Genomic DNA, 23,639 nt, shown 5'->3' on the forward strand with positions numbered 1-23,639 from the left:
TACAAACTGCTTATTGTTGTGGTTTATAGGCGATTGCCTTGATTTCAATTAACAAATGCGGGTGGGGCAGTTGATGCACCGCGACGGTGGTCCGGGTAGGGCCGTCGTAGTCAAAATAGTCGGCATATACCGCGTTATAGCCGGCAAAATCGTTCATATTGACCAGAAATGCGCTGATCTCGACCACATCGCTCAGATCGGCACCGACGCTGCGCAGAATATCGCGGATATTATCGAGCACCGCGCGGGTCTGAACGTCGATATCCAAACGGGTGGCGCCCATGGCATCCACTTCGGCACCGGCAATGCTGTTGTCCGGCAGCCTCGAACTGGTGCCGGAGACAAACAGAAAATCACCGGCCCGTTTCACGTGTGGAAAGCGCCCGCGCGGGGTCGCTTTGCCTTTAACTACGACCGCCTGGCTGCTCATTGTCCACCTCCGGTATGAAATGCTGTCCGGCCAAAACCGGAGATATCGACGCTGACGTGCAGCCCTGGGCGCAGCGCTTCGGCGGCGGTGGCCGCACCGGCCAGGATCACCGATCCCGCAGGCAATACGCGCTCTTGCTGATGCAGCAGGCTGGCGATCTGCACCAGCGCACGCAGCGGATGCCCGAGGATCGCCGCCGTGCTGCCAACCTGCACCGGGCGGCCGTTAAAGTTCATCACCACGCCAAGGTTATCGATGGCGCGCTGCGGGCTCTGCAAAGCACCCACGACGAATTTGGCGGATGAACAGTTGTCGGCCACCACGTCTTCCAGGGTGAAGCGGAAGTCCCGATAGCGGGAATCGATGATCTCCAGCGCCGGGCCCACCCCTTCCAGCACCAACCCTGCTTCGGCCAAGGAGAGCGGGCTGTTGATCTCTTTACGGGTGATAAAGTAGATCTCAGGCTCAACGCGCGGGTGGATCAGCTCGCTCAAATCCAGTGAACCGCCTTCTTCAATCTGCATGGCGTCGGTCAGTTCGCCCCAGATCAGATGGTCAACACCCATTTGCAGCATTTTGGCGCGGCTGGTAAAGCCCAGTTTCAGGCCGACGCGCCGCTCGCCACGCTGTTCGCGCAGGTGGATCCCTTCGGCTTGCACGCGGTAGGCGGTGGCAAGATCCAGCGCCACCTGCCCGGTTAACTGGGCTGCGGCTTCATGGCGCAGCGTGGCTTGGTCCAACTGGGTGGCCAAGGCGGTTAAATCGATTACTTTGCTCATACGGTTTTCTCCGGTTGCCCGTTGCGCTGCGCCAGCAAATCCAGGGCGACATCGACGATCATATCTTCCTGGCCCCCTACCATGCGGCGGCGGCCAACCTCCAGTAAAATATCGGCGGCTTTGAGCTGATAACGCTCTGCGGCGCTCTCGGCGTGGCGCAGGAAGCTGGAATAAACCCCGGCGTAGCCCAGCGACAGGCTTTCGCGATCGACACGCACCGGGCGATCCTGCAATGGCCGCACCAGATCGTCGGCGGCATCCATCAGTTGCAACAGATCGCAACCGTGGTTCCAGCCCAGGCGTTCGGCGGTGGCGATAAATACCTCGAGCGGCGCATTGCCTGCCCCAGCCCCCATACCTGAAAGGCTGGCATCCACGCGGTCACAGCCTTCTTCCACCGCGACGATGGAGTTGGCAACGCCGAGCGCCAGATTGTGGTGAGCGTGCATGCCGAGTTCAGTGCTCTCGTTAAGCACCTCGCGCAGGGCGCGGAAACGATCGCGGATATCCTGCATCAGCATGGCACCGCCGGAGTCGACTACGTAAATACAGGTAGCGCCGTAGGACTCCATCAGTTTGGCCTGCTGCGCCAGTTTTTTCGGCTCAGCCATATGGGACATCATCAGAAAGCCGACGGTATCCATCCCCAGTTCACGGGCATAGGCAATGTGCTGGCGTGAAATGTCGGCTTCGGTGCAGTGGGTAGCAACGCGCACTACGCGCGCACCGGCGTCATAGGCATTGCGCAAGTCATGCACGGTGCCGATGCCCGGCAGCAGCAGCGTGGCTATTTTGGCGTTGCTGACCGACTCGGCGGCCGCGGCAATCCACTCAACGTCGCTGTGCGCACCAAAACCGTAATTGAGGCTGGAGCCGGACAAGCCGTCACCGTGAGCCACTTCGATCGACGCGACTCCGGCGCGATCCAGCGCGCTGGCGATCTGCCGCACCTGCGGCAACGAATAGCGGTGGCGCATGACGTGGGAACCGTCACGCAGGGTCACGTCGGAGATATACAGTTTTTTCATCTTCATGCTCCCTGACTGTGCAGCAGACGGGCAGCGATATGTTCACCGCAGGCCAGTGCGGCTGACGTCATGATATCGAGATTGCCAGCGTAGGCGGGCAGATAGTGGGCAGCCCCTTCGACTTCGAGGAAGATAGAGACTTTCAGGCCACCTTCCGGCCCCAGATCCGGGTAGAGATGAGCGTCGGCGGCAGAGATATCTTCAAACTGCACTTCCTGTTTCAACCGATAGCCGGGCACGTACTCCTGCACTTTGGCTGCCATGGCGGCAACCGCCGCGCTGATAGCGTGCCGATCGCTGTGCGGCGTCAGGCAGAAAACGGTATCGCGCATCATCAACGGCGGCTCGGCCGGGTTGAGGATAATGATGGCCTTGCCGCGCCGTGCTCCACCCACGGTTTGCAGCGCCTGTGAGGTGGTTTCGGTAAATTCGTCGATATTGGCGCGGGTGCCGGGGCCAGCAGAGCGGCTGGAAATTGAAGCCACGATCTCGGCGTAGTAAACGTCGGTCACGCTGGCAACGGCGGCCACCATCGGAATAGTGGCTTGCCCACCGCAGGTGACCATATTCAGGTTTGGTGCATCGCCCTGAGTCTCCAGGTTTACCACCGGCACCACGTAAGGGCCGATGGCTGCTGGGGTCAGATCGATCACCCGCACGCCGTGCTGTTGCAGCAGTTGGTTGTGGTGCGCGTGGGCTCCGGCGGAGGTGGCGTCAAATACCACTTTGATGGCGCCGAAATCGGGCAGAGCCAGCAGCCCGTCAATGCCTTCATGGGTGGTTGCTACACCGAGCCGGTCGGCACGCGCCAGGCCGTCGGAGGCGGGATCGATGCCAACCATTGCCGCCATTTTCAGGTGTTTGCCGTGGCGCAGGATCTTGATCATCAGATCGGTGCCGATGTTGCCTGAGCCGATAATCGCGGCAGAAATCTGGGCTGAGTGGCTCATTGCTGGCCTCCTGTGGCCTGCGCAAAGCGGGCGCTGACGTGGCCAAGGCCTTCAATGCGCGCGGTAAACACTTCTCCTGCGCTGGCAGCTACCATCGGCCCCAACGCGCCGGTGAGGATAATATCGCCAGCTCGCAGCGCATCGCCGCGCTGTGCCAACGTGTCCGCCAACCACAGCGCGGCGAGCAGCGGATTGCCCAGGCAGGCTGCTCCAGCACCCACCGAAACCGGCTCGCCTGCACGTTCCAGCACCATGCCGCAGCCGAGCAGATCCACGTCTTTCAACTGCACCGGGCGGTTACCCAGCACGAACAGGCCGCAGGAGGCGTTATCGGCAATGGTGTCGGCTAGCGAAATATCCCAATTGGCAATGCGGCTGTCGACGACTTCAATGGCGGGCAGCAGATAAGCGGTGGCACGGATCAGGTCGGCGAGGGTGTGTTTTTCATGGGGCAGATCGCGTTCCAGCACCAGCACGATCTCGGCTTCTACCTTGGGTTGGATCAGGCGGCCTGCGGCAATTTCTTCTCCGTCACACAGCGCCATATCGGCGAACAGTCGGCCAAAATCCGGTTGGTTGACGCCCAGTTGCCGTTGCACCGCCGGTGAGGTCAGGCCGATTTTGCTGCCAACCAGGCGGCGGCCTTGCTTGATCTGGTGGTCGTTATTCAACCGCTGCACCGCGTAGGCGGCATCGATATCGGTGGAACCAATCAGGCTGCGTACCGGCGCGCAGGGCAGGCCGCTGCTGGCAGCCTGCCTGAGCATGTTGGCGGCTTCTTGGTATTCAGGCTTCAGTGGGTTTGACACATGGCTCTCCTGTTTGTGTGCCACGGATCACCACCGGTGACCGTGGGAGATATTCCTTGCTGATTTGCAATAGCCTAGTGTTGGGCATATTGGCAGTCTAGCCAGTCTGGCAATAAGCGAAAATGAATAAAGGGGCTTTTGCTATTCCCTAAAGTTATGCCATAGTCGCCTTGGTCAGACGACTTTCAGGAGTAAGCGACAATGACTGAACGCGCCCCTTTTACCGTTAGCGACATGATCCTCAACCGGCTCAAGCTGCGCCCGCTGCTGATTTTTGACCGGGTATTGCGTAACCAGTCGATTGCGCGCGCGGCGCGGGAGCTGAATCTGACGCAACCAGCGGTAACCAAAGCGATCCGCGAACTGGAGCAACAACTGGATACGGTGTTGTTCGATCGTAATAACCGCGGCGTAACCCCGACCGACTGCGGGGTGTTGCTGGGGGAGCGGGTGAAATCGGTGATTGCCGAACTGCGCTACCTGACCGATGAACTGAACACCTTTAAGGGCGGTGTGGTCGGCCATGTGGTGGTGGGAACCCAGATTTCTGCCAGCGCCCGTTTGCTGCCGCGCGCCATCCTGTTGCTGAAAGCGCGCGCGCCAAAAATCCTGGTGACGGTGCGGGAAGGGCCGCAGGATTATCTGTTTCCTGCGCTGGCCAGCGGCGAGTTGGATGTGGTGGTAGGGCGTTTGCCGGAGCCTGATTCCCCGTTGACCGCCAGAATGGCCTTGAGCCACCGGGCGCTGTACCGCAATAGCCTGTGTGTGGTTGCCGGTGGCCACCATCCGTTGGTCAGTCAAAGTGATCTCAACCTTCAGCACTTGGGCGAATGGCCGTGGATCCTGCCGCCGCTCGATTCGCCCGCCCGGCGGGTGGCCGATCACTTCTTCAAAGAGTCCGGGCTGGCAGCGCCGGAAAATATTGTCGAATCCCTGTCGCTGCTGACCAACGTTAACCTGCTGGTGGATTCCTCGTTCCTTGGGCTGATGCCCACGGCGGCGGCGCGGCGTTTTATTGCCGCGGGCCTGTTGATCCAACTGCCGCTTGGCGACGTAGGCCCACCGGCGGAAGTGGGGTTCTCGATCCGCGAAGATAAGCCATTGACCCCGGCGAGCAGGCAACTGATCGAATGCCTTAAGCAGGCGGTTCAGGAAGACAGCGACCTGCCTGGCTATAACTAAACAGAATAGCAAAGCCCGCTTTATTCATTTTCAACTTATTTCAACGGCTCCTTACACTGCGTGACGATACCCAGCCGAAGGTTCCTGCAACGGCGTTGCATTCAGACGCGAATGGAGGGTTCCTTCGTGCTGATTTGTGACTCAGGAGGAACAGTGCCGTGGCAACTTATCAATCCGCACCGGATTTACCCTTGTATATCGACGGGCAGTTTGTCGATGGGATCCGGCAGTTCGACAATATCAGCCCGGTTGACGGGCATCTGGTTTCGCGCGTTGCCGAAGCCGGTGAGGCGCAGGTCGCCGCCGCGGTAAAAGCCGCATATGCCGCGCTCTCCGGCCCTTGGGGGCAACTGAGCGTACCTGCGCGCACCGCGCTGATGCATCGGGTGGCCGATGGCATCGAAGCCCGTTTTGATGATTTCGTCGCGGCCGAAGTGGCGGACACCGGGCGGCCAGAAAACCTGGCGCGCACGCTGGATGTGCCGCGCGCTATCGCCAACTTCCGCACCTTTGCCGACTTGGCGGCCACCTCGGTCAGCGAATGCTGCGAAACCCCGCAGGCGGACGGCGGCCTGCTGTTCAACTATACGGTGCGCAAACCCCTTGGCGTTGTCGCCGTTATCTCTCCTTGGAACCTACCGCTGCTGCTGCTGACCTGGAAACTCGGGCCAGCGCTGGCGATGGGTAATACCGTGGTGTGCAAACCTTCAGAAGAAACCCCCTCTTCGGCCACTCTGCTGGCAGAAGTGATGCACGCAGCCGGTCTGCCTGCCGGGGTGTTTAACCTGATCCACGGTTTTGGCCCCGGTTCGGCAGGGGAGTTCCTGACCCGCCAGCCCGAGATCGCCGCAGTCTCCTTTACCGGTGAATCCCGTACCGGCAGCGCGATCATGAAAGCGGTGGCGGACGGGGTAAAAGAGGTTTCCTTCGAACTGGGGGGGAAAAACGCGGCGGTGGTGTTTGCCGATGCCGACTTTGATGCCGCCGTGGCAGGCGTGGCACGTTCCTCATTCTTCAATACCGGGCAGGTATGCCTGTGCTCCGAACGGGTCTATGTGCAACGCCCAATCTTCGATCGTTTTGTTGCGGCCTTGAAGGAGCGGGCTGAAGCGTTGAAGATCGGTTATCCCGATGAAGAAGGGGTGGATCTTGGCCCGCTGGTATCGCACAAACACCGGGATAAGGTGCTTTCCTACTTTGCGCTGGCGCGCTCCGAAGGCGCTAACGTGATCACCGGCGGTGAAGTGCCGGTATTCGGTGACGCGCGTGATAACGGCTCCTGGATCCGCCCAACCATCTGGACCGGGCTGGGCGACGATGCCCGCTGCGTGCGGGAAGAGATCTTCGGGCCGGTGTGCCATATCGCGCCTTTCGATGACGAAGAAGAGGTGCTGGCGCGGGTCAACGACAGCCAATACGGCCTGGCCTGCGCGCTGTGGACCAGCCAGGTAGGGCGCGCCCATCGTCTGGCGCGGCGTATTCATACCGGGATTGTCTGGGTCAACAGCTGGTATGCCCGCGATCTGCGCACCCCGTTTGGCGGCAGCAAGCTGTCCGGCATGGGGCGCGAAGGTGGTCGCCACTCTCTCGATTTTTACTCTGAAATCAGCAATATCTGCATAAAACTATAATCGACCACCGGCCGCTGCCAGACCGGTTGGCGGCCTGCTGAGTCTTGCCCTATACCCAGAATAATTCGAGTTGCAGGAAAGCCAACGCCGCTACAACTTGAAGTATGACGGGTGTCGCTGACAGGAGCGTTACCTCATGCCTAACCCTACATCGCTAGATATTGAAGCCTTTATCGATCGTACCAAGTTTTCCCCCTTCCAATGGTTACTGCTGTTGCTGTGCTTTTTAGTGATTTTTATGGACGGCTATGACATGGCCGCCATTGCCTATGTGGCCCCTTCGCTGCTGGATGATTGGGGGTTGCAAAAAGCGGAGCTTGGCCCGGCCATGAGCGCCGCGCTGTTTGGGCTGGCCTTTGGCTCGCTGCTGTCTGGGCCGCTGGCGGATCGGATTGGCCGCAAACCGGCGGTGATCTACTCCGTGCTGCTGTTTGGCGCGTTCAGCCTGGCGACGGCCTGGTCTTCCTCGATCGGGTCTTTGACCGTGCTGCGCTTTGTCACCGGATTAGGGCTGGGAGCGGCGATGCCTAACGCCATCACGCTGCTGTCGGAATACTGCCCCAGCAAGCGCCGCACCATGATCGTCAGCGCCATGCTGTGCGGCTTCCCGCTGGGTGCCGCCGCCGGTGGCTTGCTGGCAGGCTATCTGATCCCCGTATTCGGCTGGCGTTCGGTGCTGGTGGTGGGGGGCGTGGTGCCGATCCTGCTGTGCGGGGTATTACCCTGGGTGCTGCCGGAATCGGTGCGCTATATGGTGCTGAAAGGCTACCCTAACGCCAGCATCCGCGCCATTCTCCGGCGGGTGAAGAGTGAGGGAATGGAGCAGGTTGAACACTTTGTGATTGCGGAAAAAATTGCCGACGGCCATTCCGCCATTCGCGCCATTTTAACCGCGCCTCATCGCACCATCACCGGCCTGCTCTGGCTGAGCTGTTTTATGAGTATGCTGGTGTTTTATATGATCGTCAGTTGGATGCCGCTGCTGCTGAAAGAGGCGGGGTTGGCGGTACAGCAATTCTCCCATATCAGCGCGCTGTTTCCTTTAGGTGGCGGGGTGGGTTCAATCCTGATCGGCTGGGTGATGGATCGCCGTGAGCCGAACAAGGTGCTGGCCTTCACCTATCTGCTGGCCGGGCTGCTGGCCTATGGCGTAGGGTTGGCGGTGGGTAACGTCGATCAAACGCTGATATTGGGTTCGCTGGTGTTTTTTATGGGCTTTGCTTCCGGTGGCGGGCAGTCTGCATTGGCTTCGCTGGCAGCGTCGTACTATCCCACCAGTTGCCGCGCAACCGGGGTGGGCAGCATGTATGGGGTGGGGCGTTTTGGGGCCATCTCCGGCGTGCTGGCCGGTGCCGAACTGCTGCGCTATCAATTCCCTGCCACCACCATTTTCAGTTTGTTGCTGATCCCTGCCTGGCTGGTTTGCCTGGCGTTGATGCTGAAATACTACAGCGGACGGCGGCGTGAACCTTTGTTGACCCGTTTGCAGGATAAACACTGAGTGCATCACCCGCCGCGATGGCGGGTGACTCTATTCGGCAACAGGGAAAATAGGCGCTATTTCAATACGTTTATGACTTTTTTCATTTGTATCGATGAGTGCAAACAGGGCCGCTAGCATGCTGGCGACATCCTGCTGCACCATCACAATGTCATGGCCTAACAGCATCACAAACGGATCCCAGTCAAAACAGCCCATTACCGGCTGTTTGTCACCGCGATAGCCCGCTGAAATCATCCAGCGCATCACGCCTTCAAGGGAGATCGTCGAGTTCACAAACAGCCCGGTATGGAGGTTGCCACCTTTGGCGATAAAATCGCTGAGCACCCGTTCTGCCTTGCCGGGGGAATAGCCACAGGTCAGGATATTTTCTTCAATAACGCCAAGACCTAGCTGCTGATGGGCATCCCTGAAGCCTCTTAGCCTTTCCATGGTGTTATGGTCGTTGCCGCGCCCACCCACGAAAATCAGCGGTTGTGCCTGCCCCAGCCGTTTTTCACCATTAGCCAGAATGCGCAGGGCCAATTCTTTGGCACCAGAATAGTTATCGGTAATCACCGAAGGGGCCAAGGTGCCGGGTAAATCCAGATTAAACGTCGGCACACCTGCGGCAGCGCAGATTTGCGTAATGCTGTCCGGGGCTGTCGCGCCCGTCGAAACGATCCCATTCACCTGGTAAGAAAGCATGGTGCGTGCCGCTTCGATCTCCAGTTCAGGATCGCGGTTGGTGCAGGTAATCACGGGGAACAGGCCGCGTTCACGAGCCATTGACTCGAATAACTCGACGATCGAACCAAAATAGCGGTTGTCATATTTTGGCACGATCATACCGATCATGGTTGATTTCCGGCGGCGCAGCAGGCTGGCCTGCTGGTTTAGCGTATATCCTTGCTGTTCAGCCAGTTGTAACACTTTCTCTGCCAGTTGAGCGCTAATCCGCCGCTTTTTCCAACTGCCATTGAGCACCGCGCTCACCGCGCTTGAAGAGGCTCCGGCCAGCTCGGCCAGATCGTAAATGGTCGTTTTTTTTGATTTGAAGTCAGTCACACATTTTGCTCCAAAATTTTCTATATCTTGACAGCAAAAAATTAAAGTAGCAATTTTGCTCCATCGATTGAGCTGGTGTGCGCAATTGATAAAGCCTATGACAAAGTGAGAAATAATGAACAGTGAAAAAAGCAGCGGAAATCATGCAGGCGAGCAGGTCGTGATTGGTGTTGATGTGGGTTCAGGTAGCGCGCGGGCCGGGGTGTTTGATCTTTCCGGCACTATGTTGTCGCACGCCAGCCAGGAAATTACCCTGTTTCGCGGCCCGGAAAATTTTGTCGAACAGTCGAGCCGCGAGATCTGGGGCGCGGTGTGCAGCAGCATAAAAAGTGCGGTGTCTCTAGCGGGGGTACACCCTTCGAGCGTTGCCGGAATAGGTTTTGATGCCACCTGTTCGCTGGTGGTACTTGATGCAGAAGGTGAACCGCTTCCCGTCGGTTGGTCGGAGGATCCCGATCGCAATATCATCGTGTGGATGGATCACCGTGCCACCAAACAGGCGGAGCGGATTAATGCGACCGGGCACCCGGTGCTCAAGTACGTTGGCGGCAAGATTTCACCAGAAATGGAAACGCCTAAGATCGCTTGGTTGAAGGAAAACAAGCCCGCTGTTTACGACAAAGCCTGGCAGTTTTTCGATCTCGCTGATTTTTTGACCTGGCGTGCCACCGGCGATCTGGCGCGTTCGGTCTGCACGGTGACCTGCAAATGGACCTATCTGGCCCATGAAAAACGTTGGGATGCGGATTATTTCCACACCATCGGTCTGGGGGAACTCGCGGATGAAGATTTCCGGCGCATTGGTGCATGCATCGTAGAACCCGGAGCGCCTTGCGGCAATGGCCTGACGGCCGCTGCCGCTGAGCAAATGGGCCTGCCGGTGGGCACCCCGGTTGCCGCAGGGATGATCGACGCACACGCTGGCGGCATTGGCACCGTGGGTATCGGCGGTGGCGCTACCAATAATCTGGCATACGTTTTTGGCACCTCTTCATGCACCATGACCACGACGAAAAACCCGGTCTTCGTTCCCGGCGTGTGGGGGCCTTACTATTCCGCCATGGTGCCGGGGTTGTGGCTGAATGAAGGTGGGCAAAGCGCTGCCGGAGCGGCAATTACGCAACTTGTCTCCTTCCATCCGGCGGCGGCCGAGGCCACGGAGCAGGCCAAAGCTACGGGCGTTTCGTTACCGACTTTTCTGGCCAATCTGGCGCTGGAAAAAATGCCTTCAGCATCAGAGGCGGCCAAGCTGGCGGATGGCGTGCATGTGGTTCCTGAATTCCTCGGTAACCGCGCACCTTTTGCCGATCCTCACTCCCGCGCCATCATTGTCGGCTTGGGGATGGAGAGCGATCTCGACAACCTGCTGTCGCTGTATATGGCTGGCATCTGCGGTATCGGTTATGGCTTAAGGCAAATCATCGAGGCCCAGGCGCAGATGGGAATCACCATCGACAAAATAGTGATCAGCGGTGGGGCAGGCCGACACCCGTTAGTTCGCCAACTGATTGCGGATACCTGCGGCTGTACCGTGTTGGCGACCAAGGCCAGTGAACCGGTTTTGCTGGGGTCGGCTATTTTAGGGGCCGTGGCGGCAAAACTTTTGCCGTCAGTCCAAGCCGCCATGGCACATTTTTCAGTGTTAGATAATCAGTATCCGCCGGACGCCAATTTCAGCAAACTGCATGCTCAGCGTTATGAGGCTTATAAACGGCTGCAACACAGTGCAAAGCTGATCCGCGATGAATGGCAGTAAGCATATTGATCACCCTATGCATATGAAAAAACAAATGTGTTATTGACTTTGCTTACCACCGCCCTAAGATAACCCCAGTATTCAGCCTTGGAGTTTTCATGATCGCCCTCACGCCGTTGCAGCTGTTCAAAAACCTGTCAGACGAAACCCGCCTGAATATCATCCTGCTGCTGCGGGAATCCGGCGAACTGTGTGTTTGTGAGCTTTGCAATACGCTGAATGAGTCTCAGCCCAAGATTTCCAGACACTTGGCGATGTTAAGAGAATCCGGGCTGTTGCTGGATCGCCGTGCAGGCAAGTGGATCCACTATCGTTTGTCACCGCATATTCCCGCCTGGGCGGCAACGGTGATTGAGCAGGCTTATCTCAGCCAACGCGATGAAGTCGCCTTGCTGGCGCGCAGGGGCGGTAAGGCTGTTTGCTTCTGATAGATTAAAAAATTTGCTCATTCATATCTGATTTTTCATATTTGAATGGCGATGTGGCAGTCAAATGCACGGGAAGAAAGTCTGCACGGCTGAGCTAACTGGCCGGTGGTGTTTAACTCACTATTATTTTCAGGGCAAGGGTTCGCTCTTGGCCTTTTGGGGGCGTTATGTTGTTGGCAGGGGCTATTTTTGTTCTGACCATTGTGCTGGTGATCTGGCAGCCTAAAGGATTGGGTATTGGCTGGAGCGCCACGCTCGGCGCGATACTGGCGCTAGTGAGCGGCGTGGTTCATCTCGGTGATATTCCGGTGGTCTGGCAGATTGTCTGGAACGCCACAGCAACCTTTATTGCCGTGATCATCATCAGCCTGTTGCTGGATGAATCAGGCTTCTTTGAATGGGCCGCACTGCACGTGGCGCGCTGGGGCAATGGCCGGGGGCGTTTACTGTTTACCTACATCATCTTGTTGGGTGCAGCGGTGGCGGCGTTATTCGCCAACGATGGTGCTGCACTGATCCTGACGCCGATTGTAATTGCCATGCTGTTGGCGCTGGGGTTCAGCCGTGGCGCGACCTTGGCCTTTGTGATGGCGGCGGGTTTTATTGCGGATACCGCCAGCTTGCCGCTGATCGTGTCGAATCTGGTGAATATTGTCTCGGCGGATTTCTTCAACCTCGGATTCACGGAATACGCGGCGGTAATGGTGCCGGTCAACCTGGCGGCGATTGCCGCCACGCTGGTGATGCTACATCTGTTTTTTCGCAAAGAGATCCCCGCCGTTTACGATTTGTCTCTGCTGAAAGCGCCGAAAGAGGCGATTCGCGACGTGAACACCTTTAAAACCGGGTGGTTGGTGCTGGTTCTGCTGTTGGTCGGCTTCTTTGCTCTGGAGCCGCTCGGCGTGCCCGTCAGTCTGGTCGCTGCCGTGGGCGCGCTGATTCTGTTTGCCGTTGCCAAGAAAGGGCATGCCATTAATACCGGCAAAGTGCTGCGTGGCGCGCCCTGGCAAATCGTGGTGTTCTCGCTGGGAATGTATCTGGTGGTGTACGGCCTGCGCAATGCCGGGCTGACCCACTACCTTTCCGCCTTGCTGAACCAGTTTGCCGAGCAAGGGCTGTGGGCGGCCACGCTGGGCACCGGGTTCCTGACGGCGTTCCTGTCCTCCATCATGAATAATATGCCCACCGTTCTGGTGGGGGCACTTTCCATTGATGGCAGTGCTGCCAGCGGCGTGATTAAAGAGGCGATGATTTATGCCAACGTGATCGGCAGCGATCTGGGGCCGAAAATCACCCCGATAGGCAGCCTGGCCACCTTATTGTGGCTGCATGTGCTAGCGCAAAAAAATATGACTATCACCTGGGGATATTACTTCCGGGTGGGCATTGTTATGACGATCCCGGTGCTATTCGTTACGCTGGCGGCATTGGCCTTGCGTTTATCCCTTTCCCTGTAAACCACCACTTCAATAAGAGAACACCCAGATGAGCAATGTGACCATTTATCATAATCCGGCCTGTGGAACATCGCGTAATACGCTGGAGCTAATTCGCAACAGTGGCACTGAACCGACGGTTATTCACTATTTAGACACGCCGCCAAGTCGTGAGGTGTTGGTGAAACTGATCGCGGATATGGGGATCGCGGTTCGGGCGTTATTACGCAAGAATGTCGAACCCTATGAGCAGCTTGGGTTGGCGGAAGAGTCTTTCAGCGATGAGCAGTTGATCGATTTTATGTTACAGCACCCGAGCCTGATCAACCGCCCGATTGTGGTTACGCCATTAGGGACCAAACTGTGCCGGCCTTCTGAAGTGGTGCTGGATATTTTACCCGATGCCCAACGTGGTGCTTTCACCAAGGAAGATGGCGAGCGGGTGGTGGATGCCCAAGGGAAACGTGTGGAGTAATGAGAAGTGGCACAGTCTTGACCCATAACAAGGCGGTGCAGGCATCAGCCTCTTTATAATCACACCTGTTTGTCTTCTCACAGGTGTGAACGTATGGCTTATCAACTGAACCTTAACTGGCCCGAGTTTTTAGAAAAGTATTGGCAAAAACAACCGGTTGTACTGAAGAATGCCTTCCCTGACTTTGTCGATCCTATCACGCCGGACGAACTGGCCGGTTTGGCGATGGAAGCGGAGGTCGATAGCCGCTTGGTCAGCCAGGAAAACGGCCTGTGGCAGGCCAGCAACGGGCCATTTGAGCACTTTGATAATCTGGGTGAAACCGGTTGGTCGCTGCTGGCTCAGGCGGTTAACCACTGGCATGCTCCGTCTGCCGAGCTGGTGCGCCCGTTTCGCGTGTTGCCGGACTGGCGTTTAGACGATCTGATGATCTCCTTTTCCGTACCGGGCGGCGGCGTTGGGCCGCATATCGATCAGTACGATGTTTTTATCATCCAGGGCATGGGCAGCCGCCGTTGGCGCGTTGGTGACAAGTTGCCGCTGAAGCAGTTTTGCCCGCACCCGGCGTTGCTGCACGTTGAGCCGTTCACGCCGATCATTGATGAAGACCTGGCACCGGGCGATATTTTGTATATTCCACCGGGCTTCCCGCACGATGGTTTCACGCATGAAACCGCGCTTAACTATTCCGTCGGCTTCCGTGGCCCTAACGGCCGGGATTTGATCAGCAGCTTCGCTGACTATGCGCTGGAAAACGATCTCGGCGGTGAGCACTACAGCGATCCTGATCTAACCTGTCGGGAGCATCCGGGCAAGGTTGAAGATTATGAGCTCGATCGCCTGCGCCAGATGATGATCGACATGATTAAGCAGCCGGAAGATTTTAAGCAGTGGTTCGGCCGTTTTGCCACCACGCCGCGCCACGAGCTGGATATCGCCCCCGCGCAGCCGCCTTACGAACCGGATGAGATTATCGATGCCCTGTTGGGCGGTGAAATCCTGACGCGCCTGAGCGGGTTGCGGGTGCTTCACGTCGGCGACAGCTTCTTTATCAACAGCGAACGGCTGGAAACGGTGGAACCTAAAGCCGCTGATGCCCTGTGCCGTTACACCGCGATCGGTAAAAAAGAGCTGGGCGATGCGCTGCGTAACCCGGCGTTCGTTGTTGAGCTAACCGGGCTGATTAATCAGGGTTACTGGTTCTTCGAGGAATAATCGGGCTGTTGATAACGGCTTCCAGAGGCGTGTATTGTGGCGCGATCTGGAGGCCAGTTATTGTGCTGTAAACTGGGTTAAACTTTACTCCCCTGCCTGCCTTGCTACACAGATAACGCTCAAAAGTGCAGTACAATAAGGACGCTCGGTTCGGCTGTTTTCCTATTTCACTCAAATAGGAAAATCTGGAACAGGCGAGCAATCTCTTCTGGTACGCGTCTTCGTTATCGCCTAATATTGGTATGAATCGGTACGATTTGTACCTTTTAAAATCAATGCTGGGGATGACATATGCACAGTTTTACGGCCAGTGAAGCCAAGATTCAGTTTGGGGAAGTCATCAGCAAAGCGATACGCGAACCCGTATGCATTACCAAAAACGGCCGCCCGAAGGTGGTGGTAATGTCATATGAAGACTTCAATGCTATCGAGGAACTGAAACTGCAGAATCTGAAAACTGTCTTGGCGAAGTCCATCGCTCAGGCTGAAAATGGCCAACTGCACGACATTGACGATGTGTTTAGCGATCTGACGCCAGATGAATTGGATCAGGCAGAGGGATAAGGATGACGGTCAGGTTTACCACGGATGCCAAGGTGCAGTTTCGTAAAATCCGTGCCTATTCACAGCATCGGTGGGGAAAGGAAGTCGCCGATCTTTACGCACAAGCTATCCGCACTATTCTGACTCAAACGCTCGACCGCCACCCGTCCCCAGGTTTTGCTCGGGAAGAACTAGGGCCTGGGATTATGAGCTTTCCCTGCGAAAGCCATAGGCTTTACTACCGTGAAACTTCATACGGCATAGAGGTGTTGGGCGTTCTTCACCAGGCACAAGATCCGGTTCGTCACCTGTAAACTTATTGAGTTTTGCTTGCACAATGCTTGGTGAAAGGAAACTCATCCCTGAGCTTCCTCACTCGGTTGTTTGAGCAGATCTTGCGCGCCGTCATTCGCTTTTAGCAGCCTCAAGAACCGTACCAGGAATATCAGGCTCAACACGCCCGCGACAAGCCCCATGCTGTGAAACAGCTCTTTATTGCCATGCTGATAAATCCATCGGCCCAGTTCAATGCTCAGGGCAATGGTGCTCAGCACGATAATATTGAGGCTGGCAGAGACGGTTCCCTTGGGGGAGGTACTGGCAAACAGCGTGCGCCGGAACAGAATCGGGAAGGTCATGCCGATGCCAAAGGCATAAAGGCTGACCCCGATAATTGACCAGGCCCAGACGTGGGGGATAAAGAGATTACCGAGCAGCGCGACACTCAACCCGACAAGCTGAATAGGCAGGCCAGCCCACAGGATGCGATCGGATGGCTGTTCGCCGACCAGCTTGGCCACCATCAGGCTGCCGAGGATCACTGCAACAAAGATCGGTACCTGCGTCCAGGCATATTGCGCGGAAGAGAGCCCGCCGTCGTCAATCAGGATCACCGGTGAGGTGGCCACCCAGGACATCATGGGGATATAGGCACAACTGATGGCGAAGGCACCCGCCAGAAAACAGGGGCTACGGAAAACCTGTTTAAAATCGGTGGCAATCCCTGCAAGGCTGAACGTGCCGCGTTTGGCGGTAACGGTTTCCGGCATATTGCGCCATAAACCGATCGAGGCGATCAGTGCCAGCAGGGCAATCAGGGCAAACATCCCTTTCCAATGGGCGATCTGGATGAAGGCGGCACCGGCTAACGGGCCGATAATCGGGGCGATTAACGTGACAGAGGTGATCAGGCCCATCATTTTGACGCCGTCCTTCTCGCCAAACACCTCCTGCACCGCGACATAGCCCACGGTGGCAATAAAGCACATGCTGGTGCCTTGAAGAAACCGCGTCAGCAGGTATTGCTCCATGCTATGGGTAAACAGGGTGGCGATGCAGCCGAGGGTGAACAGCAGCGCACCGGTCAGCAACACCGGCCTGCGGCCGATACGATCGGAAAGGGGCCCCAGTAACCACTGCAATATCATGCCACCGGCCATATAAACGCTGATCGAGGCCGGTGCCAGGCTGACATCGGCATTAAATTCCTTGACGATATCAATGATGCCCGGTTGCACCATATCGTTGGTCAGATAGGCGGCAAACTCAAACAGGATCAGTGAGATCGGAAAGAATAGGGTTACCGAACGGCTTCTATGATTTTGTAAACGACTTTCTTGCATCCTGGCTCCATTAATTCCTGAGGCGTTATGGTTTTTTAACGCCATGTAATACGTACAGCTTCCCTGTAAAAGTCTCGCCCGCTGGCCAGTCGTTGGCTGCCAATTGGTTGATGTGGCCTATCCCCAGAGCGTGTAAACTCTGCCGGTATTCTTCATCGTGCCAGGCTTGCATATGGCTGGCAAAAAGGGAGACTTCTCCGGTTTGTTCGATAATCCACCAGGCGGCTGAAGCGATATTGCGCTGTTCGTCCCAGGCATTTTCTGTGAGTACCAGATGCGGTGTGAGGGAGAACAACCCCTGTTGGTGAGATTCCCAACGGCTATCAGTTTCTCCCTGGCGTTTCACTTCTTCCAGGGTATGGACCTCCAGAATCAGTTGCCCACCAGGTTTCAGCCAATCCGTCAGGTGGTTAAGCAGCGCCAACCCATCCGCTTTGCTGAATACGTTGAATTCACCGAAGGTCATCATGATGCAGTCATACTGTTCTTCGGGTCTAAACTGGCGGATATCCTGACAGTGATAGCGGATCTCAAGCCCTTCGCTCAGTGCCTGTTGGCGGGCATGGTGGATCGACGCAGGTGAGAAATCCACCCCGGTACACTGAAAGCCTGCCTGAGCGAGGCGTTGAAGATAAAAACCTGGGCCACAGCCGACGTCGAGGATCTGCGCCTGTGCTGGTAACTGGCACTGGACCCAGGCAACCTGTTTGTCGATAAGTGGCAGGCGGCGACTGGCCCAGTCATGATCTTGGGCAAGGTGGTTTTGCAACATGCGTTCACTGAAAGCTGGATCATGCCAGGGGATTTTTTCCGCATCTTCCCAAGCATTAAGTGGCCGTTGTTTATGAATAATATCGGTGAGTGTCATCTTTCATATCCTTTTAAACTCTGAACCCCGGCATAATCGCCAGTGCCAAAGGTCTACAACGAAGTTCGACGCAGGATAAAGGCAAAAGAGCGAAGCATGATGGGTATAAATCCGTTTCCAATGGCAGGAGTACAGCCCAGTGCGGGGTATCTATGCGGCGAAAGTCTACAGCAGCGGTTATTTAAACAACAGGCAGAGAGCTTGATATAAATCAATAAAATAGGTTGTTGCCAGACCCGGCTGGTATTTTTGATATCAAGATAAATGCCTGGTGGAAACGCCAAATACTTTAGGCATACCCATCGCACTTCAAGTTACAGCCAACCAGGCTGCAACTTGAAAGATAACGGCGTTACTTCATTGAATGCAGGCCGATCACATTGCCTTCCGTGTCTTTTGCAATCGTAATATGGCCATTTTCGCCGATGGAAAACTTCGAACGCAAAATCTCGCCGCCGTTAGGCACAATTCGTGCCTCTTCTACCGCACAGTCTTCGCACATCAAGTACACCATGGTGCCGCCTGGCCCGGGCGGAACGCAGTCCATTTTAACCAGCGCACCGCCTGCACCTTCACTCCCTTGCTGATAAGGAAATAGCCAGTACTCCATCTCATCACTTTCCATTTTTTCAAATTGAGTATTGAAAACAGACTCATAGAATTTTTTCGCCCGTGGCATATCAGCAACATAAATTTCAAACCAACCAACGATATTCGTTTTCATTACACTCTCCTGTAGGTTTCTGATTGACTTGTTTCCTGGCAAGGATTGTCACTAATAATGTATATCCATACAGTGATCTGGATCATGCAATCAGTACAAATTACGCTCGTTTTATCGGTTGCGATTCCATTCGTCTTGGGTGATTTCCCAGATCTCAGTTTCCATACGGCCACCGACAAAATCAGCCCACTGGGTCGCAACCACGCGCATACCGCTGCGCTCTGATATTCGCCTTGAAGCCAGGTTGGTTTTCGCCTTGGGCACACGCAACACAGGCTTATCAAGCTGGTTAAACCAGAAATCGGTAACGGCTTCACTGGCTTCGCTCATCAACCCCTGATGCTGCCATTCCGGCGTCAGCCAAAATCCACGGTTGGCATTGGGAGTATCGCAAAGATTGATGACGCCAATTAAGTGACGATCATCCTCCTTGAGCCGAATAGACCAGTACCAGCCAGAACCCTCCTCCATATTGGGTTGCGCAATCTCTTGGATAAATTGCCGTGCTGCGCCTTCTGGATAGGGCCAGGGGACTTGATTAGTGATGTATTGCACGATTTCCCAGTGTGGGAACAACCGTTGAACGTCTTCTGCGTCGGATAATTCTAGTGGTCGCAATATCAGCCGGCAGGTTTTTAACGTCGGGATGGCAGGCTTTTTTTCTGTTGTCATCAATCACGTTTCCTTGAGACCGGCGTGGAACATTGGTTATCAACGATACTCACGTTACTCATCCGAAGTAGGAAAATCAATATAACTAGTAACATACTTATCAAGTTATTTCTTAAAGATGCTTGCTGTAAATTCTGATACTCATTTATTACTCTATTTGTGTTTGAAAACAGTAATGCTTTATGTGAAAAAATGTCATTTAAGAAATATTCCTGTTTTTTTAAAGAAATATCCTGAAGCTGTGCTTAAAAATGTACTAACGTTGACTCTGGATTTTCTTTATCACTATAATCCCAACGTCTTGAGTCATGGTAATAACCTATTGTTATTAATCAGTAATGGATGGTTGAAGTATTATCTTCGTTATTAATAACAATAAACTTAAGATAGGCTTTATTATTTCACTATAAGGATATTTTTATGAAAAAGTTAAATGTATCAGAAGTATCAAGCATTGTCGGTGGCGCTAATAGCTGTCTGATTACTTTCGAAAGTGCAAAAGTAGGTGATGCTACAACTTGTCAGCAAGTGACTACCTGCAAGGGTAAATATGGCGATACAGTCACTCGTGCCACTGCTGATTCAGCTCTCTGTACTGTAGCAACACCAGTAGCGTAATAAACTCATATTTTAAAATAATTTGAGACAGGTAATGTTTGCGGTTTTTTTTAATCCGTAAGGTGTTCTGAGTGGTACAATGACACCATACCTGAAGAAAGAAATAGTATGTCAACTCACCGGTGCGCTGGTGGGTTGACTCATAAATAATATATTTATTAAGGTGCGACACCTTATGCTGCGCCTTATTTACCCCGCAGTACGGCCAATATTTCTCTGTGATTAAAATTAACCGCAGCATTCTCTACACACCAAAATTTCAGCAAGCGTTAACGGCGGTAGTGAGATCTCTCTCTCATTTTGTCACTGAAAGCAGAGTGTGATCTCCGCACCAAATCCCATAGATAACGCTGACTAAATGTTAATGTATTGTTATTTTAATTTATCGGTCAATGTCAAAACTGCCTCAGCTATCAATTCTCAGTGGTGGGAGCGATAAGCCAGTTTCTCTTTTGTTGCTTATGTTTCAAGGGGTTAATTATGGCAATTTCTACACAGATCAGGGATGCATGCTTCGAAGAGTGGTTAGGGCAGATCAATTCTGCCTGTGGTCGGTTTGGTGCCAAAACCTTAGGGCCGGGTTTTAGCGGCGCGGTACAAGAATTCCGTGCCCATGCGTTGCGCCTGAGCGTGGTTGATATTGCCCAAACCCGGCTTTATCGAACCCGACGTGAGATTGCTCAGAGTAATGATAGCTCGCATTTTTTTGCTGCCTTCCAACTGCGCGGTAGTTCGGTGATGGAACAGGGGTACCATCAGACCCGGTTGTCGGCTGGGGATATTACTTTTATCGATGCTTCGCAGCCCTGTAGCTTTATCTATCAGCAGGACTCACGCCAGCTCTCTCTCGTGTTACCTCGCAGCTATATTGAACAACACCTGAGATTCATCACTCTTCCCTGTGCCCAGCGGCTTGGCACTGAGGCTGCGGCGGCGAAACTCAGCCTGCAGTTGGTATTAGGTAGTATGCAGAATCCTGAAATGAGTCTGGTGGAAAGCGAAGCGGTACTTAACGCCGTGGCGATGTTGTTGAGGCCAGTGCTGGCAGGGGGCGAAGAGCGGCAGGATACCCATGAGCGGAATTTCACCCGCGCGTTGGCGTTTATCGACAAACATATTCAGTCGGAACAGCTGCGGCCAGAGTGGATCGCCGGTGAGGTCGGGGTTTCCGTGCGCAGTTTGTACCGCATGTTTGCCCGCAAGGGGCTGGTTGTGGCGCAGTACATCAAAAACCGCCGCTTGGATCTGTGCGCGCAGGCGTTACGTCAGGTAAAAGAGCGGCAAAAGCTCGCCAACATTGGCTATGACTGGGGATTTGCCGATCACAGCCATTTCTCTACCGCGTTTAAAGCCCGCTTTGGCGTTTCACCAAGTGCGTATCGCAAGCAGTACCAATAACCCCCCAACCTTTGCCCCGTTCGTGCGCTTGCCGTGCAGATTGTCAGTAACGACAAACAGGATGGCAAGCACAACAAAATATCCCCGCTTGAGAGTTGCTATGTTGGCATAGGGCCCTGCCGATGGCTTCACCACAACAATAACGGATATCGATGTTTCTTTGATTCGTGACGGGGGAATGATGAACTCTAAAACAACAATCATGGCGACCCAACGCCTGCCAGCGGCCATTGCGCTGGCATTGGGGCTGCTGGTAGGAACGGGATGGCAGACTGCGGCGTTGGCACACGGTGCTGAGGCCAAGATGGTGCCGATGCAAAAAACGCTGGAGGAGTTCGGGGCCAGCGTACAGTGGGATGATTACGCGCGTATGTTTGTGATCGTCAAAGACGGTGCCTATGTGAAGGTTAAACCGAGCGCTCGCGAAGCCATCGTCAATGGTAAACCGCTGAAATTGCCGGTGCCGGTGGTGTTCAAAGGTAAAACGGCCTATATGTCTGAGGGATTCATTAACGATGTTTTCCAGTCTGGGCTGGATCAGACCTTCGCCGTTGAACACCGGGCACATCCGTTGAATCCGCTGAGTGCGGCTGAGATCAACGCGGTGGTTGCTATTATCAAGGCTGCGCCGGAGTACAAAAATAACCTGCGCTTTACCGAGATTTCGCTGCGTGAACCGCCGAAAGATCAGGTCTGGCAGTTTGTGCTGAACGGCAGCAGCATCCAGCAGCCACGGCAGGCCGAGGTCACCTTGCTGGATGGCGTTCATGTGATTGAAAGCGTGGTGGATTTACCGCAGAAAAAGGTGCTGTCCTGGCAACCGATCAAAGGGGCTCATGGAATGGTGCTGCTGGATGATTTTGCCAGCGTTCAGGCAATTATCAACGGCAGCAAAGAGTATGCCGACGCATTGAAAAAGCGCGGCGTGCAGGATCCTGCCAAAGTGATCACCACGCCGCTGACGGTGGGTTATTTCGACGGTAAAGATGGCCTTAAGCAGGATCAACGGTTGCTGAAAGTGATCAGCTATCTGGACGTTGGCGATGGCAACTACTGGGCGCATCCGATTGAAAACCTGGTGGCGGTGGTCGATCTGGAACAGAAGAAAATTATCAAAATCGAAGAGGGGCCGGTGATCCCGGTGCCATTGAAGCCGACGCCGTATGATGGCCGCGATCGCTTGGCACCAAATATTAAACCGCTGGAGATCGTTGAACCCGAAGGGAAGAACTACACCATCACCGGCAATACCATCCACTGGCAGAACTGGGATTTTCACCTGCACCTCAATTCCCGCGTCGGGCCGGTGCTTTCAACGGTGACCTATAACGATCATGGCCGCAAACGCAAAGTGATGTACGAAGGCTCGTTAGGGGGCATGATTGTGCCTTATGGCGATCCGGATATTGGCTGGTACTTCAAAGCCTATCTGGATGCGGGGGATTACGGCATGGGTACGTTGACCTCGCCGATTGCCCGTGGCAAAGATGCCCCGCAGAACGCTGTATTGCTGGATGAAACCATTGCTGATTACACCGGTAAACCGACCGCTATCCCGCGCGCCATTGCCCTATTCGAGCGTTACGCCGGGCCGGAGTATAAGCATCAGGAAATGGGCCAGCCGAATATCAGCACCGAGCGCCGTGAGCTGGTGGTGCGCTGGATCAGTACCGTAGGGAATTACGATTACATCTTCGACTGGGTATTCCACCAGAACGGCACCATTGGTATTGACGCTGGGGCGACGGGGATTGAGGCGGTAAAAGGCGTGAAGGCCAGAACCATGCAGGATCCGACCGCGCAGCAGGATACGCAGTACGGTACGCTGATCGATCACAACATCGTCGGCACCACGCATCAGCATATCTACAATTTCCGGCTGGATATGGACGTAGATGGCGAAAATAACAGTCTGGTGGAGCTTAACCCGGATGTGAAACCCAACGATCGGGGTGGCCCACGCACCAGCACTATGCAGGTCGATCAGGTGAAGGTCAGCACCGAACAGCAGGCGGCGCAGAAGTTTGATCCTGCCACCATCCGTTTGCTGAGCAATACCAGCAAACTGAACAAGATGGGTAACCCGGTTTCCTATCAGTTGATTCCGTATGCGGGGGGAACGCACCCGGTCGCCAAGGGGGCCAATTTTGGCAAGGATGAGTGGTTCTATCACCGCCTGAGCTTTATGGATAAGCAACTGTGGGTGACGCGTTACCACCCGGATGAGCGTTACCCGGAAGGTAAATACCCGAACCGTTCGACGCAGGATACTGGGCTGGGGCAATACACTGCCGATAACCAGTCAATCGACAACAGCGATGATGTGGTGTGGCTGACCACCGGTACTACCCATGTGGCGCGGGCGGAAGAGTGGCCGATCATGCCAACGGAGTGGGTGCATGTGCTGCTCAAGCCCTGGAACTTCTTCGATGAAACGCCGACGTTGAATCTGAATGGTAAACCGCAGGATTGATCGAAAATATGACAGGGGCACTGCAAGCAGTGCCCCTAAACATTGGCGCTAGGC

At 55.0% G+C, this 23,639-nt stretch carries 24 protein-coding genes; 13 read left to right on the plus strand and 11 right to left on the minus strand.

What is annotated here, in order from left to right; genetic code table 11:
- Window positions 1-10 precede the first annotated feature (10 nt).
- The 5 genes from ACX9GT_RS05550 to ACX9GT_RS05570 are packed head-to-tail and all read right to left on the minus strand — an operon-like array spanning window position 11 to window position 3,954.
- Window positions 11-430: a RidA family protein gene (locus ACX9GT_RS05550; protein ID WP_473190183.1), complete on the minus strand. Its 420-nt coding sequence runs from the start codon at window positions 428-430 to the stop codon at window positions 11-13.
- Complete coding sequence (locus tag ACX9GT_RS05555; RefSeq protein ID WP_473190184.1) at window positions 427-1,209, minus strand: 2-keto-4-pentenoate hydratase; 783 nt, start codon at window positions 1,207-1,209, stop codon at window positions 427-429. The genes ACX9GT_RS05550 and ACX9GT_RS05555 overlap by 4 nt, the downstream gene beginning before the upstream one ends.
- The gene (gene dmpG / locus ACX9GT_RS05560; protein ID WP_473190185.1) at window positions 1,206-2,243 is read right to left on the minus strand and encodes a 4-hydroxy-2-oxovalerate aldolase; all 1,038 of its coding nucleotides are present in this window, start codon (window positions 2,241-2,243) and stop codon (window positions 1,206-1,208) included. The genes ACX9GT_RS05555 and dmpG overlap by 4 nt, the downstream gene beginning before the upstream one ends.
- On the minus strand, window positions 2,240-3,187 hold the full coding sequence (locus ACX9GT_RS05565; protein WP_473190186.1) for an acetaldehyde dehydrogenase (acetylating): 948 nt from the start codon (window positions 3,185-3,187) through the stop codon (window positions 2,240-2,242). The genes dmpG and ACX9GT_RS05565 overlap by 4 nt, the downstream gene beginning before the upstream one ends.
- Window positions 3,184-3,954 carry a 2-keto-4-pentenoate hydratase gene (locus tag ACX9GT_RS05570; protein WP_473191514.1) on the minus strand — a complete coding sequence of 257 codons (771 nt, stop codon included), beginning with the start codon at window positions 3,952-3,954 and terminating at the stop codon, window positions 3,184-3,186. The genes ACX9GT_RS05565 and ACX9GT_RS05570 overlap by 4 nt, the downstream gene beginning before the upstream one ends.
- A gap of 243 nt (window positions 3,955-4,197) precedes the next feature.
- Between ACX9GT_RS05570 and ACX9GT_RS05575 the strand changes: the two genes are divergently transcribed.
- The 3 genes from ACX9GT_RS05575 to ACX9GT_RS05585 all read left to right on the plus strand — a co-directional run bounded on the left by ACX9GT_RS05575 (window position 4,198) and on the right by ACX9GT_RS05585 (window position 8,310).
- Window positions 4,198-5,178, plus strand: a complete 981-nt coding sequence (locus tag ACX9GT_RS05575) for a LysR substrate-binding domain-containing protein (RefSeq protein ID WP_473190187.1) — start codon at window positions 4,198-4,200, stop codon at window positions 5,176-5,178.
- Window positions 5,179-5,336: 158 nt separating this feature from the next.
- Window positions 5,337-6,809 carry a 2-hydroxymuconic semialdehyde dehydrogenase gene (locus ACX9GT_RS05580; protein WP_473190188.1) on the plus strand — a complete coding sequence of 491 codons (1,473 nt, stop codon included), beginning with the start codon at window positions 5,337-5,339 and terminating at the stop codon, window positions 6,807-6,809.
- A 136-nt stretch (window positions 6,810-6,945) separates the two neighbouring features.
- Window positions 6,946-8,310 (plus strand): MFS transporter, encoded by a 1,365-nt coding sequence (locus ACX9GT_RS05585; RefSeq protein ID WP_473190189.1) that lies wholly within the window; start codon window positions 6,946-6,948, stop codon window positions 8,308-8,310.
- A 30-nt stretch (window positions 8,311-8,340) separates the two neighbouring features.
- On the opposite strand, the gene ACX9GT_RS05590 is transcribed toward ACX9GT_RS05585, so the two are convergent.
- Window positions 8,341-9,357 (minus strand): LacI family DNA-binding transcriptional regulator, encoded by a 1,017-nt coding sequence (locus ACX9GT_RS05590; protein ID WP_473190190.1) that lies wholly within the window; start codon window positions 9,355-9,357, stop codon window positions 8,341-8,343.
- A gap of 115 nt (window positions 9,358-9,472) precedes the next feature.
- On the opposite strand from ACX9GT_RS05590, the gene ACX9GT_RS05595 reads away from it, so the two are divergent.
- From ACX9GT_RS05595 to ACX9GT_RS05625, 7 genes are all read left to right on the plus strand, one after another.
- On the plus strand, window positions 9,473-11,113 hold the full coding sequence (locus ACX9GT_RS05595) for an FGGY-family carbohydrate kinase (protein ID WP_473190191.1): 1,641 nt from the start codon (window positions 9,473-9,475) through the stop codon (window positions 11,111-11,113).
- Between the two features lie 98 nt (window positions 11,114-11,211).
- Window positions 11,212-11,541: a metalloregulator ArsR/SmtB family transcription factor gene (locus tag ACX9GT_RS05600; RefSeq protein WP_473190192.1), complete on the plus strand. Its 330-nt coding sequence runs from the start codon at window positions 11,212-11,214 to the stop codon at window positions 11,539-11,541.
- Between the two features lie 167 nt (window positions 11,542-11,708).
- The gene (locus ACX9GT_RS05605; protein WP_473190193.1) at window positions 11,709-12,998 is read left to right on the plus strand and encodes an arsenic transporter; all 1,290 of its coding nucleotides are present in this window, start codon (window positions 11,709-11,711) and stop codon (window positions 12,996-12,998) included.
- A 28-nt stretch (window positions 12,999-13,026) separates the two neighbouring features.
- Window positions 13,027-13,452 carry a glutaredoxin-dependent arsenate reductase gene (gene arsC / locus ACX9GT_RS05610; RefSeq protein ID WP_473190194.1) on the plus strand — a complete coding sequence of 142 codons (426 nt, stop codon included), beginning with the start codon at window positions 13,027-13,029 and terminating at the stop codon, window positions 13,450-13,452.
- Window positions 13,453-13,545: 93 nt separating this feature from the next.
- Window positions 13,546-14,667: a ribosomal protein uL16 3-hydroxylase gene (locus ACX9GT_RS05615; protein ID WP_473190195.1), complete on the plus strand. Its 1,122-nt coding sequence runs from the start codon at window positions 13,546-13,548 to the stop codon at window positions 14,665-14,667.
- A 291-nt stretch (window positions 14,668-14,958) separates the two neighbouring features.
- Window positions 14,959-15,231 (plus strand): type II toxin-antitoxin system Phd/YefM family antitoxin, encoded by a 273-nt coding sequence (locus ACX9GT_RS05620; protein WP_473190196.1) that lies wholly within the window; start codon window positions 14,959-14,961, stop codon window positions 15,229-15,231.
- A 2-nt stretch (window positions 15,232-15,233) separates the two neighbouring features.
- A complete protein-coding gene (locus ACX9GT_RS05625) occupies window positions 15,234-15,524 on the plus strand; it encodes a type II toxin-antitoxin system RelE/ParE family toxin (RefSeq protein ID WP_473190197.1) in 291 nt (96 codons plus the stop codon).
- Window positions 15,525-15,566: 42 nt separating this feature from the next.
- On the opposite strand, the gene ACX9GT_RS05630 is transcribed toward ACX9GT_RS05625, so the two are convergent.
- The 4 genes from ACX9GT_RS05630 to ACX9GT_RS05645 all read right to left on the minus strand — a co-directional run bounded on the left by ACX9GT_RS05630 (window position 15,567) and on the right by ACX9GT_RS05645 (window position 19,096).
- A complete protein-coding gene (locus tag ACX9GT_RS05630; RefSeq protein WP_473190198.1) occupies window positions 15,567-16,832 on the minus strand; it encodes an MFS transporter in 1,266 nt (421 codons plus the stop codon).
- A 25-nt stretch (window positions 16,833-16,857) separates the two neighbouring features.
- Window positions 16,858-17,700: a class I SAM-dependent methyltransferase gene (locus tag ACX9GT_RS05635; protein ID WP_473190199.1), complete on the minus strand. Its 843-nt coding sequence runs from the start codon at window positions 17,698-17,700 to the stop codon at window positions 16,858-16,860.
- 352 nt (window positions 17,701-18,052) lie between these two features.
- Window positions 18,053-18,424, minus strand: coding sequence for a VOC family protein (locus ACX9GT_RS05640; protein ID WP_473190200.1), 372 nt, complete (start codon window positions 18,422-18,424; stop codon window positions 18,053-18,055).
- Between the two features lie 111 nt (window positions 18,425-18,535).
- Window positions 18,536-19,096, minus strand: coding sequence for a GNAT family N-acetyltransferase (locus ACX9GT_RS05645; protein ID WP_473190201.1), 561 nt, complete (start codon window positions 19,094-19,096; stop codon window positions 18,536-18,538).
- 420 nt (window positions 19,097-19,516) lie between these two features.
- Between ACX9GT_RS05645 and ACX9GT_RS05650 the strand changes: the two genes are divergently transcribed.
- Both ACX9GT_RS05650 and feaR read left to right on the plus strand, forming a co-directional pair.
- A complete protein-coding gene (locus ACX9GT_RS05650) occupies window positions 19,517-19,714 on the plus strand; it encodes a DUF4762 family protein (protein WP_473190202.1) in 198 nt (65 codons plus the stop codon).
- A 480-nt stretch (window positions 19,715-20,194) separates the two neighbouring features.
- Window positions 20,195-21,112 (plus strand): transcriptional regulator FeaR, encoded by a 918-nt coding sequence (feaR, locus tag ACX9GT_RS05655; RefSeq protein ID WP_473190203.1) that lies wholly within the window; start codon window positions 20,195-20,197, stop codon window positions 21,110-21,112.
- On the opposite strand, the gene ACX9GT_RS05660 is transcribed toward feaR, so the two are convergent.
- The gene (locus ACX9GT_RS05660; protein WP_473190204.1) at window positions 21,080-21,316 is read right to left on the minus strand and encodes a hypothetical protein; all 237 of its coding nucleotides are present in this window, start codon (window positions 21,314-21,316) and stop codon (window positions 21,080-21,082) included. The two genes, feaR and ACX9GT_RS05660, sit on opposite strands and share 33 nt — an antisense overlap.
- On the opposite strand from ACX9GT_RS05660, the gene tynA reads away from it, so the two are divergent.
- A complete protein-coding gene (tynA, locus tag ACX9GT_RS05665; RefSeq protein WP_473190205.1) occupies window positions 21,315-23,585 on the plus strand; it encodes a primary-amine oxidase in 2,271 nt (756 codons plus the stop codon). The two genes, ACX9GT_RS05660 and tynA, sit on opposite strands and share 2 nt — an antisense overlap.
- Window positions 23,586-23,639: the final 54 nt, after the last annotated feature.

This window comes from Serratia sp. YWN4 (assembly GCF_055790845.1).